The sequence below is a fragment of the Streptomyces sp. NPDC006733 genome, from assembly GCF_040636125.1.
Lineage (GTDB): Bacteria > Actinomycetota > Actinomycetes > Streptomycetales > Streptomycetaceae > Actinacidiphila.
This window is the reverse complement of sequence record NZ_JBEYJD010000102.1, coordinates 1-12064: the sequence shown is the minus strand read 5'-3', so window position 1 is coordinate 12064 and position 12064 is coordinate 1. Positions and strand designations below refer to the sequence as shown.

The window sequence follows — 12064 nt, the reverse complement described above, 5'->3', positions numbered from 1 at the left end:
AGGGGCGGAATGGATCGTTATGATCCGAAACGGCCCGGCCTCCCGTCGGGGACCGGCACGGTCCTTCCCTGAGCCGTTCCGGAAGCCGTTCCGGAAGCCGTCAGCGGCCGCCCGTCCCGCCGCCCGAGTGGCCGTTCCCGCCGCCGATGATGCCCGGCGGGATGGTGAACGTGGGCCACGGCTTCGGCTTGCCCGGCCCCCCGGTCGTCGCGCCGGTGACCGCGCCGGTCGTCGTGCCCATCGTGGTGGCCCCGGTGGTGTGCTGCCCGGGCTTGCCGGGGTTGCCCGGGTTGGGGGGCGGGGTGCCGACCGGCTTCTTGGGGATGTTCAGCGGCACCTCGTTGAACGACATGACCGGCTTGCCCTCCAGGGCGCCGCTGACGGCGTCCTTCCAGATGGGGGCGGGGCCGGTGGCGCCGAACACCTTCTCGTAGTACTCGCCGCCGAAGGTGATGTCGACCATCTTGACCTGCTTGGCGCCCGCGCCGCCGATCCAGACGGCAGCGGCCATGTTCGGGGTGTAGCCCACGAACCAGGCGGCCTTCCGGTCGTCGGTCGTACCGGTCTTGCCCGCGGTGTCGCGGTCGCTGAGGCCGGCCGCCTGGCCCGTACCATCGTCGACCACGCCCTTGAGCATGGTGTTGATCGTGTCCGCCGTCGTCTGCGACATCGCCGTGGAGCACAGCGCCTTCGGCACCGCGATCGGCTTCTTGTCCGCGTCCGTGGCCGACTCGATGGCGAGCGGGGCGCAGTAGGTGCCGCGGGCGGCGAAGGCGGCGTACGCGGCGGCCATGTTGAGCGGCGACGCCTCGTTGGAGCCGAGGGTGAACGCGGCCCCGAGGCCCCACTTCCCGCCGCCGGCACGCTCGCTCATGCCCAGGTTGTTCATCATCTTCGTCACGCCGCACAGACCGGATTCGGCTTCCAGCGAGACGAAGTAGGTGTTGACCGACTTCTGCAGTGCCTCGGGCATCGCGTAGGGGCCGACCTCCTTCTCGTCCTCGTTGGTCATCGTGCCGCTGTCCGCGTACGTCTTGCCCTCGCAGTCCGTGACCGTCGGGTACGGCATCTCGTACGGCGACGGGTAGGTCTGCGCCGGCTGGAAGCCGGCCTCCAGCGCGGAGGCCGCCGTGATCGCCTTCATCGTCGAACCGGGCTGGTAGCCGAGGCCGCCGCCCATGTTGCGGTTCACGGCGAGGTTGATCTGCGTCTCGTCCTTGCCGAAGCCGTACGGCTTCGACTGCGCCATCGCGCGGATCTTGCCGGTCCCCGGCTCGACGAGCGTCACGGCGGTCGCCACCGGGTCGTTCTTGAACACGTGCTTGGCGATGCCGTTCTGCGTCGACGCCTGCGCCTGCGGGTCCAGCGTCGTCTTGATCGTCAGGCCGCCCTCGCGCCAGCGCTTCGAGCGGGCCTCCTTCGTCTTGCCGAAGGCCGCGTTCTGCAGGAACGTGTTGCGGACGTAGTCGCAGAAGAAGCCGGCGCCGTTCACGGCGGTGATGCAGCCGTTCTTCGGCTTGCTGATCTTGAGACCGAGCGGCAGCTTCTTCGTGGCCTCGGCCTGGGCCGGGGTGATGTCCCCCAGGTCGGCCATCCGCTGCAGCACGAGGTTGCGGCGCTTGATCGACTCCTGCTCGTCGTTGACCGGGTCGAAGCGGCTGGGCGACTGGACGATGCCCGCCAGCATCGCGGCCTCGCCGACGCTCAGGTCCTTGGCGTGCTTGCTGAAGTACCGCTTGGCCGCGGCCTCGACGCCGTAGGCCTGCTCACCGAAGAACGTGATGTTGAGGTAGTTCTCCAGGATCTTCTGCTTGCCGAGTTCCTTCTCGACCTGGATCGCGTACTTCATTTCCTTGATCTTGCGGCCGATGGTCTGCTGGACCGCCTGCGCGACCTTGTCCGGGTCGTCGCCCGCCTGCTCGATGAAGACGTTCTTCACGTACTGCTGGGTGAGGGTCGAGGCGCCCTCGGAGACGCCGCCGTCCTGCGCGTTCTTGTTGAGCGCGCGCAGGATGCCCTTGAGGTCGATCGCACCGTGCTCGAAGTAGCGGGCGTCCTCGATCGCGACGATGGCCTTCAGTATGTTCGGGCTCATCTGCTGGATCGGGATGACGGTGCGGTCGCGCGAGTAGACGGTCGCGATGAGGCCGCCGTTGGCGTCGAGGATCTTCGACGCCTGGCTGAGCGGCGGGCGCTTCAGCTCGCCCGGCAGGTCCTGGAACCCTGAGGCCGTGCCCTTCGCCGACAGGCCGAGGGCGCCGGCGGCCGGCAGGGCGATCCCCGCCAGTACCACTCCGGACAGGACACTGACACCGAGGAACTTGGCGGCCTGCTGGGCCGTCGAGAGACCCCCGCCCGATCGCTTGTGAGGCATGGAGGCAGCCTACGTTGCGATTCCCCGGACGTGCGCCCATCTGTTCGCCTACTCTGTAACACACAGGCGCGATCGCTGAGCGTGCGCCTGCCCTCCATCATCACTCTTGTGGGTGATGAGAACTGCCCGAATTCCTGTCATATGCCGGGTGACTTGGGCGATATGCCAGGCGCAGTGACCGCTCTGCCCCATATGTCTGAAATGGGTGCCGCTCACTCCGTTGGGTGATCTGGCGCGCACCCATAGTCCATTCGGGCCATCGAAGATTGGGCCTGAAAGGGCTGTTGCGTCACGCCTACCTTCCGTAACGTCCTCAACTGGCAACGGTGAATATGCCGGTGCCGCCGTGGGGGAGCCTCGATTCGGGAGAGGACGGCGCCAGCATGAGCAGCTGGGTTACCGACTGGAGCACGCAGGCAGCGTGCAAGACGACTGATCCGGACGAACTATTCGTCCAGGGTGCGGCCCAGAACCGGGCCAAGGCGGTGTGCACCGGATGCCCGGTGCGGACCGAGTGCCTGGCCGACGCGCTCGACAACCGCGTCGAGTTCGGGGTGTGGGGCGGAATGACGGAGCGCGAGCGCAGGGCCTTGCTGCGGAGGCGCCCGACGGTCACCTCGTGGCGCAGGCTGCTCGAGACCGCGCGTACCGAGTACGAGCGGAGCACCGGAATCCTGCCGCTGGACGACGAGGACGACTACGCCGCGGCGGGGTGATCCCCGGCGAGCCGTTCGCCGATCGAGCGCAAGCCGTCCAGGTCGTGCACGTCGCCCGGTAGGGCCGCTACGTCAACCATCGGCACCTCAGGGTGCACGGAGACGAAACGGTCCCGGGTGCGGCGTTCGCGCGCGACGACGCGCATGCGCTCGGCGTGCAACCGCAACAGCCCGGCGGCGAGACGCTGCTCGGGCGGAATCGTCGCGTCGTCCGAAGTGCCGTCGGCACGGGTCTTCGGATCCGTCCCTTCCGCACCCTCCGCCCCCTCGGCAATGGAGTCAGTCTTCCCGGCCTCACGATCCACAATGCCGCCGTCCCCAAGATTTTCCCGGGGTTCCTCCAGCGCCTGGGCGGCGGCCAGCGCACGCTCCGCCGTGAGCTGCGGCGCCCCGCTGCCGTGCACCCGGTTCAGCACCAGACCGGCCAGCGGCATGTCCTCGGCGGCCAGCCGCTCGACGAAGTACGCGGCCTCGCGCAGCGCGTCCCGCTCCGGAGCCGCGACCACGAGGAACGCCGTCCCGGGAGCCTGCAGCAGCTTGTACGTGGCGTCCGCGCGCTTGCGGAAGCCGCCGAACATCGTGTCCATGGCGGCGATGAAGGTCTGCACGTCACGCAGCAGGTGCGCGCCCATCACCTTGCTCAGCGCGCCCGTCATCATCGACATGCCGACGTTGAGGAACTTCATCCCGGCCCGGCCGCCGACCTTCGCCGGCGCCATCAGCAGCTTGATGAACTTCCCGTCCAGGAACGATCCGAGGCGCTGCGGGGCGTCCAGGAAGTCCAGCGCGGAACGGCTCGGCGGGGTGTCGACGATGATCAGGTCCCACGCGTCCAGCGCGCGCAGCTGGCCCAGCTTCTCCATCGCCATGTACTCCTGCGTGCCCGCGAAGCCGGCCGACAGGGACTGGTAGAAGGGGTTGGCGAGGATCGCACGGGCCCGCTCGGGGTCGGAGTGCTGCAGCACGACCTCGTCGAAGGTCCGCTTCATGTCGAGCATCATCGCGTGCAGCGTGCCGCCCGCGGACTCGTCGACCCCGGTGACCGGGCGCGGGGTGTTGTCCAGTTCGGTGAGGCCCATCGACTGCGCGAGCCGGCGCGCCGGGTCGATCGTCAGGACGACGGCCTTGCGTCCGCGTTCGGCGGCGCGCACGCCCAGCGCGGCGGCGGTGGTGGTCTTGCCGACGCCGCCGGAGCCGCAGCAGACGATGATGCGGGTCTTCGGGTCGTCGAGGAGCGGGTCGATCGCCAGCACCGGACTCTCCAGATCCCCAGGATTCTCCAGGCTCATGCCGGTTCCCCCCGCCGGACCGCGTCCACGTCCGCCCTCGCGCTCAAGCCCATGTCAGTTCTCCCCGCCCGTCATCCCCTGCTTGCGCAGGCTGTCGGCCAGCCGGTAGAGGCCGCCGAGGTCGATGCCCTCGCCGCGCAGTTCCAGCTCGTACGTCGGCAGGTCGAGGCCGGCGATCTCGGCGCGCTCGCGGCGCTCCAGCAGGACGCGCTGCGCGTGCTCGTGCGCCTGCTCCAGCAGCGGGTCGACGAGCCGCTCCGCCTGGCCGCCCTTGCGGGCACCGCCCAGCCCGGCCTGCGCCAGCGCCTTGGCGACGGCGGTCCGCCGGCCGTTGGCGACGGATTCGAGGTCCGCGTCGTCCAGCAGCACCGGGCGCAGCATGTTCACCACGACGGCCCCCACCGGCAGCCCGGCCGCCCGCAGCTCGGCGACGCCGTCCACGGTCTCCTGGACGGGCATCTCCTCCAGGAGCGTCACCAGGTGCACCGCGGTCTCGGTGGACTTCAGCACCCGCATGACGGCCTGCGCCTGGTTGTATATCGGCCCCATCCGGGCCAGTCCGGCGACCTCGTCGTTGACGTTGAGGAAGCGGGTGATCCGGCCGGTCGGCGGGGCGTCCATCACGACCGCGTCGTACGCCCGCCAGCCCGCGCTGTCCTTGCGGCGCACGGCCTCGCACGCCTTGCCGGTCAGCAGGACGTCCCGCAGGCCGGGGGCGACGGTCGTCGCGAAGTCGATGGCGCCGAGCTTCTTCAGGGCGCGGCCCGCGCGGCCGAGCTTGTAGAACATGTCCAGGTAGTCCAGGAGCGCCAGCTCCGGGTCTATGGCGAGCGCGCGCACCTCGCCGCCGCCGGGCGCGACGGCGATCTTCCGCTCCTCGTAGGGCAGCGCCCCGGTCTCGAAGAGCTGGGCGATGCCCTGCCGCCCCTCGACCTCGACCAGCAGCGTGCGCCGGCCTTCGGCGGCGAGGGCGAGCGCCAGGGCGGCGGCGACCGTGGTCTTACCGGTGCCGCCCTTGCCCGTGACGATATGGAGCCGGGTGGGGGTGGACTGTTGTGGGCTCACACTTCGAGCGTAACCACTCGGTGTACGGCTCAAGCAGCCCAGTCCCCAGGTGTGGCGTCTATCTCCCGGCCGAACCGGTGCCGGGCCGGGGCCGAACGGCGGCCGGACCCGTACCGGATCCGTAACCGGACCTGCGACCGGACCCGTAACCGGACCTGCGACCGGACCCGTACCGGACCCGGGCCGGGCGTGGAGCCGGAGGGGTGCGGGCAGGCGTTACAGTCGGGCCCATGGCTAAGTGGGAATACGCGACCGTGCCCCTTCTTGTGCACGCGACGAAGCAGATTCTGGACACGTGGGGCGAGGACGGCTGGGAGCTGGTCCAGGTCGTACCCAATGGGAACAACGCGGAACAGTTGGTGGCCTACTTCAAGCGGGAGAAGCAGGCGTGAGCGCGGTCGAGGACAAGCTCGCCTCGCTCGGCATCACGCTGCCCGCCGTGGTGCCGCCGCTGGCCTCGTACCAGCCGGCCGTGCAGTCGGGTGTGTACGTGTACACGTCCGGCCAGCTCCCGATGGTGGGCGGCAAGCTGACGGTGACCGGCAAGGTCGGCGCCGAGGTGACGCCGGAGGAGGCCAAGGACCTGGCCCGTACGTGTGCGCTGAACGCGCTCGCGGCGGTCAAGTCGGTCGTCGGTGACCTGGACCGCATCAAGCGCGTCGTGAAGGTCGTCGGCTTCGTCGCCTCGGCGTCGGACTTCACCGGGCAGCCGGCCGTGATCAACGGTGCGAGCGAGCTGCTCGGCGAGGTGCTCGGCGAGAAGGGCGTGCACGCGCGCAGCGCCGTCGGCGTGACCGTGCTGCCGCTGGACGCCCCGGTCGAGGTCGAGATCCAGGTCGAGCTGGTCTGAGCCGTCGCGGGCCGGGCCGTGCGCCCGGCCCGCGCGGACTCTCCCCCGGGGACTCACCGCCGCGGGGACTCACCCTCGAACATCAGGGCGGCAGGCCGTACGATCCCGCCCATGACCACCAGCAGCGGCGGCACGAGTGACGGACAGTGGTTCCCGGCCTCCTGGCCGGACCGGATCCGGGCGTTGGCGAACGGGGAACTGACCCCGGTGACCCCGCGCAGGGCCGCGACCGTACTGCTCCTGCGGGACGGCGCGAGCGGTCCGGGCGGAGCGGACGCCGTCGGCGGCTCGGGCGAGGGCCCTGCCGTCCACATGCTGCGCAGACGCGCCTCCATGGCCTTCGCCGGGGGCGCGTACGCGTATCCGGGCGGCGGTGTGGACCCGCGCGACGAGAAGCCCGTCCGGTGGGCGGGCCCGTCGCTCGACGAGTGGTCGGCCGCCCTCGGTGTGGACCCGGTGTCGGCGCAGGCGGTGGTCTGCGCGGCGGTCCGGGAGACGTTCGAGGAGGCGGGCGTCCTGCTGGCCGGCCCCGACGGCGACAGCGTCGTGGCGGACACCACCGGCGAGAGCTGGGAGGCCGACCGGGAGGCGCTGGTCAGCCGGGAGCTGTCGTTCGCGGACTTCCTGGCCCGGCGCGAGCTGGTGCTGCGCTCGGACCTGCTCGGCCCGTGGGCCCGCTGGATCACCCCGGAGTTCGAGGAGCGCCGCTACGACACCTGGTTCTTCGTCGCGCTGATGCCGGCGGGGCAGCGCACCCTGGACGTCTCGGGTGAGGCCGACCGCACGGTGTGGCTGCGCCCGGCCGAGGCCGTGGAGGGGTACCGGACCGGCGAGATGGTCATGATGCCGCCGACCATCGCGACGCTGCGCGCGCTGCTCCCGTACGACTCGGTGGCCGCCGTCCTGGCGGGCGCGGCCGACCGCGACCTGGAGCCGGTGCTGGCGCGGGCGGTGCTCGACGAGGGGCGGATCGTCCTGAGCTGGCCGGGGCACGAGGAGTTCACCAAGCACATCCCCCAGGGCGCCGGCTCCCCGCGGGGAACCGGCGCTCCGCAAGGATCCGGCTCCGCTCGGGAGTCCGGTTCTCCGCAGGGGTCCGTCTCGTCGCAAGGAGCTGTTGAATGACCTCGGCGATCCTGCCCGGCAGGCCGCAGCCGACGGTCGGCGGCCCCGCGACGGCGCGTGCCGTCTGCGTGCTGGCCCCGAACCCGTCGCCGATGACCCTGGCCGGCACCAACACCTGGCTGCTGTCGGAGCCCGACTCCGACCTCGCGGTCGTCGTCGACCCCGGCCCGCTGGACGACGCGCACCTGCGCAACGTCATCGCGACCGCCGAGGCGGCCGGCAAGCGCGTGGCGCTGACGCTCCTGACGCACGGCCACCCCGACCACGCGGAGGGCGCCGCCCGCTTCGCGGAACTGACGGGGACGGGCGTGCGGGCGCTCGACCCGGCGCTGCGGCTGGGCGACGAGGGGCTGGCGGCGGGCGACGTCGTCACCACCGGCGGCCTGGAGCTGCGCGTGGTCTCCACGCCCGGTCACACCGCCGACTCGCTCTCCTTCCACCTGCCGGCGGACGGCGCCGTCCTGACCGGTGACACGGTGCTGGGGCGCGGCACGACGATCGTGGTGCACCCGGACGGCCGGCTCGGCGACTACCTCGACTCCCTGCGCCGGCTGCAGGTCATGACGATGGACGGCGGCGTCGACACGGTGCTGCCCGGTCACGGCCCGGTGCTGGAGGACGCCCGCGGCGCCGTCGAGTACTACCTCGTGCACCGGGCGAACCGCCTCGCGCAGGTGGAGACCGCCGTGGAGGCGGGGTGCCTGACGCCCGCGCAGGTGGTCGCGCACGTCTACTACGACGTCGACCGGGCGCTGTGGCCGGCGGCGGAGCTGTCGGTGCGCGCGCAGCTGGACTATCTGCGGGAGCACGGGCTGATCGAGGACCGGCGGTCCTTCTGATGACGGGCGCGGGAGCGGGACCGGGAGCGGGCGCGGCAGGTTCGGCGGGCGCGGCGGTGCGGGGGTTCGACCCCTGGTCGGCCGCGTTCGTGGCCGACCCGTACCCGGCGTACGCGGCGCTGCGCGCCGAGGGCCGGGCGCACTGGTTCGAGCCGACCCGGCAGTGGCTGATCCCGCACCACGTCGACGTGAGCGCGCTGCTGCGCGACCGCCGCCTCGGGCGGACGTATCTGCACCGCTTCACCCACGAGGAGTTCGGCCGCGAGGCGCCCCCGCCGGGCCACGAGCCGTTCCACGTCCTCAACGACAACGGCCTGCTCGACCTGGAGGCCCCCGACCACACCCGGATCCGCCGGCTGGTCGCCAAGGCGTTCACCCCGCGCACCGTCGAGCGGCTCGCCCCGACCGTCGAGCGGCTGGCCGCCGAGCTGGTCGAGGAGCTGTACGCGGACGGCGGCGGCGACCTGCTGGCCCGGGTCGCGGAGCCGCTGCCCGTCGCCGTCATCGCGGAGATGCTGGGCATCCCGCCGGGGGACCGGCAGCCGCTGCGGCCCTGGTCGGCGGATATCTGCGGGATGTACGAACTCAACCCGGACGAGGAGACCGCGCGGCGGGCCGTGCGGGCGAGCGAGGAGTTCTCGGCCTACCTGCGCGGGCTGATCGCCGAGCGGCGCCGTTCGCCGGGCGACGACCTGATCAGCGCGCTGATCGCCGCGCACGAGGACGGGGACACCCTCAGCGAGCAGGAGATGGTCTCCACCTGCGTGCTGCTGCTCAACGCCGGGCACGAGGCGACGGTGAACACCACCGCGAACGGCTGGTTCACCCTCTTCCGCCACCCCGACCAGCTGGAACTGCTCCGCGCCGAGCCCGGGCTGCTGCGCGACGCCGTCGAGGAGCTGCTGCGCCACGACACGCCGCTGCAGCTGTTCGAACGCTGGGTGCTGGACGACATCCAGGTCGGCGACACGGTGATCCCGCGCGGCTCCGAGGTCGCGCTGCTCTTCGGGTCGGCGAATCGTGATCCTTCCCACTTTCCCGACCCCGACCGGCTGGACCTGCGCCGGCCCGCCGCCGACAACCGGCACGTCACCTTCGGGGCCGGGATCCACTACTGCCTGGGCGCGCCGCTGGCCCGGCTGGAGCTCATGGCGTCGTTCGGCACGCTGCTGCGGCGCGTGCCGGGCCTGCGGATGGCGGCCGAGCCGCGCTGGAAGCCCGGCTACGTCATCCGGGGCCTGGCGGAACTGCTCGTCACCTGGTGACCGGCGGCACGGGGCAGCGCGCGACACCCGGCGTCGTCAGGTGCGCGGTACCGTCAGCCGCCAGGCGCCCGGCTGCACCGTCCACGTGCGGGTTCTGACCGGGCCCGCGAGGGCGGAGTCCGCGCGGTAGCGGAAGTCCCGGCCCGAGACGGTGACGGTGGCGGCCCGCACGCACAGCGGCTCCGGGCTGTCCGGATGGTCCACCCGGACCTCGATGAGCCCCGGGTCCACCGTCCGGAACGACACCTCGTGCACGGGATGGTCCAGGTCCACCAGCACCACGCCGTCCGCCTCGATGCGCAGCCGCTGGCGCGGCGCGTGACCGTGGCCGTGCCGCGGCCCGTGGGCGTGCGACGGGGCCGGCATGTTCAGGGTGCGGACCAGGGACCGGGCGGTCCACCCGCCCGGCGAGCGCCACCACCCCTTCGGCGCCTCTCCGCGCTCCCCGCTCCCGTCCCGGTCCGCGTTCCGCTCCGCACCACGGTTCAGGTCCCGGTTCGGATCCCGGTCCGGGTCCCGGTGGACGGACCACCAGTGCGCCGGGTGGCCGTGGCCGTCGGAGTCGATGCGCAGGTTGCCCAGCACGATGCCGCCGCTGTCGTCGACCAGCAGGTCCAGCTCGCGGTCCGTGCCGTCCAGCACCGCCCGCGCGGCGGGCAGCACCTGGATCGGCACGCCGAGCGCGCGAGCGAGCGAGGAGCGCGGGCCGATCGGCACCAGCGCCAGCGGGGCATCGCCCAGCGCCCGCTCATGGTGCAGTGCCCGCACCGCCATCAGCAGGCTCCGGTCGTCGCCCAGCACCACCGGACGGCGCCGGCCGCGGTGCGACAGCACCCGCGCCACCTCTTCGGCCGAATCCGGTAGAGCGATTTTTACGGAGGACGCGCCCGCGCACAGGACATCCTTCGCGATGCGGACGGATTCGCCGTCGACGGCACGTGCGGCGGGGTCGATGACCACGAGCAATTGCTGCTCGGAAGGTCGCTGAGCCGACACCTTGGTCCTTCCTCAGGTAAAATCTCGGTGCAAGAGCCCCTTGCGCCGTTGCGTCAGGGGCTTCGTCTATTCCGGGGCACCGGTTCGACGGCTCTCTGCACGTTGGACATGCCCCGCCCGGAAGGGGTGTACGCCTGTGCCCGCACTTGTGCTGCTCGGTGCTCAGTGGGGTGACGAAGGCAAGGGGAAGGCCACTGACCTGCTCGGTGGCTCCGTGGACTATGTCGTGCGTTACCAGGGCGGCAACAATGCCGGCCACACGGTCGTCGTCGGCGACCAGAAGTACGCACTGCATCTCCTCCCCTCCGGAATCCTGTCGCCGGGGTGTACCCCGGTCATCGGTAACGGTGTCGTGGTGGACCCGGCGGTCCTGCTCTCCGAGCTGAGCGGGCTGAACGACCGCGGCGTCGATACGTCCAAGCTCCTGATCAGTGGAAACGCCCACCTGATCACTCCGTACCACCAGACCATCGACAAGGTGACGGAGCGGTTCCTCGGCAGCCGCAAGATCGGCACGACCGGGCGCGGTATCGGCCCGGCCTACGCCGACAAGATCAACCGCGTCGGGATCCGCGTTCAGGACCTCTTCGACGAGTCGATCCTGCACCAGAAGGTGGAGGCGGCCCTCGCGGAGAAGAACCAGCTGCTGGTCAAGCTCTTCAACCGGCGCGCGATCAGCGTCGACCAGGTCGTCGAGGAGTACCTCGGCTACGCGGAGCAGATCAAGGACTACGTGGCCGACACCGGCCTGATCCTGAACAAGGCGCTGGACGAGGGCAAGGTCGTGCTGATGGAGGGCGGCCAGGGCACTCTGCTCGACGTCGACCACGGCACCTATCCCTTCGTCACCTCGTCGAACCCGACCGCCGGCGGTGCCTGCACGGGCTCCGGCATCGGCCCGACGAAGATCAGCCGCGTGATCGGCATCCTCAAGGCCTATACGACGCGCGTCGGCGCCGGTCCGTTCCCGACCGAGCTGTTCGACGAGGACGGCGAGAAGCTGCGGGTCATCGGCCACGAGCGCGGGGTCACCACCGGCCGCGACCGTCGCTGCGGCTGGTTCGACGCGGTCATCGCGCGGTACGCGACCCGCGTCAACGGCCTGACGGACTTCTTCCTCACCAAGCTCGACATCCTCACCGGCTGGGAGCAGATCCCGGTCTGCGTGGCCTACGAGATCGACGGCAAGCGCGTCGAGGAGCTGCCCTACAACCAGAGCGACTTCCACCACGCGAAGCCGATCTACGAGATGCTCCCCGGCTGGTCCGAGGACATCACGAAGGCGCAGACCTTCGACGACCTGCCGAAGAACGCCCGGGCGTACGTCAAGGCGCTCGAGGAGATGTCGGGCGCACCGATCTCCGCGATCGGTGTCGGCCCCGGCCGGACCGAGACGATCGAGATCAACTCGTTCATCTGACGGTTGCCTGTACGACGACGCGGCGGGGGGCCCCGGGGGGGGCGCCCCCGGGGGCCGCCGGGGGGGGGGCCGCGCATGGGGGGGGGTTGGGGCGGGGGGTGCCCCCCGCGGGGGGGGCGCCGGAG

11 protein-coding genes are annotated in these 12064 nt (G+C 71.4%); 7 read left to right on the top strand and 4 right to left on the bottom strand.

Annotation, left to right across the window (positions count from 1 at the left end):
• Window positions 1-100: 100 nt before the first annotated feature.
• Window positions 101-2374, bottom strand: a complete 2274-nt coding sequence (locus tag ABZ721_RS40375) for a transglycosylase domain-containing protein (RefSeq protein ID WP_358793829.1) — start codon at window positions 2372-2374, stop codon at window positions 101-103.
• Between the two features lie 332 nt (window positions 2375-2706).
• Between ABZ721_RS40375 and ABZ721_RS40370 the strand changes: the two genes are divergently transcribed.
• Window positions 2707-3090, top strand: coding sequence for a WhiB family transcriptional regulator (locus ABZ721_RS40370; protein WP_277441239.1), 384 nt, complete (start codon window positions 2707-2709; stop codon window positions 3088-3090).
• On the opposite strand, the gene ABZ721_RS40365 is transcribed toward ABZ721_RS40370, so the two are convergent.
• Complete coding sequence (locus ABZ721_RS40365; protein WP_358793828.1) at window positions 3072-4379, bottom strand: ArsA family ATPase; 1308 nt, start codon at window positions 4377-4379, stop codon at window positions 3072-3074. The two genes, ABZ721_RS40370 and ABZ721_RS40365, sit on opposite strands and share 19 nt — an antisense overlap.
• 54 nt (window positions 4380-4433) lie before the next feature.
• Entirely contained in the window at window positions 4434-5444 is a 1011-nt protein-coding gene (locus ABZ721_RS40360) for an ArsA-related P-loop ATPase (RefSeq protein WP_358793827.1), read from the bottom strand.
• 230 nt (window positions 5445-5674) lie between these two features.
• Between ABZ721_RS40360 and ABZ721_RS40355 the strand changes: the two genes are divergently transcribed.
• The 5 genes from ABZ721_RS40355 (at window position 5675) to ABZ721_RS40335 (ending at window position 9523) form a co-directional block, all read left to right on the top strand.
• On the top strand, window positions 5675-5836 hold the full coding sequence (locus ABZ721_RS40355; protein ID WP_138358698.1) for a DUF4177 domain-containing protein: 162 nt from the start codon (window positions 5675-5677) through the stop codon (window positions 5834-5836).
• Complete coding sequence (locus ABZ721_RS40350; protein WP_358793826.1) at window positions 5833-6294, top strand: RidA family protein; 462 nt, start codon at window positions 5833-5835, stop codon at window positions 6292-6294. Before ABZ721_RS40355 ends, ABZ721_RS40350 begins: the two co-directional genes overlap by 4 nt.
• Before the next feature lie 111 nt (window positions 6295-6405).
• Window positions 6406-7419, top strand: a complete 1014-nt coding sequence (locus ABZ721_RS40345) for an NUDIX hydrolase (protein ID WP_358793825.1) — start codon at window positions 6406-6408, stop codon at window positions 7417-7419.
• Window positions 7416-8258: an MBL fold metallo-hydrolase gene (locus tag ABZ721_RS40340; protein ID WP_358793824.1), complete on the top strand. Its 843-nt coding sequence runs from the start codon at window positions 7416-7418 to the stop codon at window positions 8256-8258. Before ABZ721_RS40345 ends, ABZ721_RS40340 begins: the two co-directional genes overlap by 4 nt.
• Complete coding sequence (locus tag ABZ721_RS40335) at window positions 8258-9523, top strand: cytochrome P450 (protein ID WP_358793823.1); 1266 nt, start codon at window positions 8258-8260, stop codon at window positions 9521-9523. Before ABZ721_RS40340 ends, ABZ721_RS40335 begins: the two co-directional genes overlap by 1 nt.
• A 36-nt stretch (window positions 9524-9559) precedes the next feature.
• On the opposite strand, the gene ABZ721_RS40330 is transcribed toward ABZ721_RS40335, so the two are convergent.
• On the bottom strand, window positions 9560-10483 hold the full coding sequence (locus ABZ721_RS40330; protein WP_358793830.1) for a diacylglycerol kinase: 924 nt from the start codon (window positions 10481-10483) through the stop codon (window positions 9560-9562).
• A 172-nt stretch (window positions 10484-10655) separates the two neighbouring features.
• On the opposite strand from ABZ721_RS40330, the gene ABZ721_RS40325 reads away from it, so the two are divergent.
• Window positions 10656-11939 carry an adenylosuccinate synthase gene (locus ABZ721_RS40325; RefSeq protein WP_358793822.1) on the top strand — a complete coding sequence of 428 codons (1284 nt, stop codon included), beginning with the start codon at window positions 10656-10658 and terminating at the stop codon, window positions 11937-11939.
• The last annotated feature ends 125 nt before the right edge of the window (window positions 11940-12064 follow it).